The sequence below is a fragment of the Streptomyces niveiscabiei genome, assembly GCF_001419795.1.
Lineage (GTDB): Bacteria > Actinomycetota > Actinomycetes > Streptomycetales > Streptomycetaceae > Streptomyces > Streptomyces niveiscabiei.
On sequence record NZ_LIRL01000500.1, the window covers coordinates 2759 to 3059 of the forward strand.

Consider the following 301-nt stretch of genomic DNA (forward strand, 5'->3'; position numbering starts at 1 on the left):
GAATCCCGGTTCCCCGGGCGGCGAGGACAACCCGAAGGAGTAGTCCTCACCCGATCCAGGAACTCCGCCGAACGCCCCGGCGTCGAACGAATACCGGGCCCGACGCCCGCACTGCCACACTGCATCCCGACGACCCACCAACCGCCCCCCGACCGACCTCAGCACCCCCGACCAAGGCAGCACACGGCGTGTCCCCGCCGCACGGCCGCCCCGGAGCCGGCCCACCACCACGACACGAGGCAAGGATTCGTGAACTTCACGCGCTGGAGCGCCCGGCTCCCCGGAACGCAGCGCCGCGCCG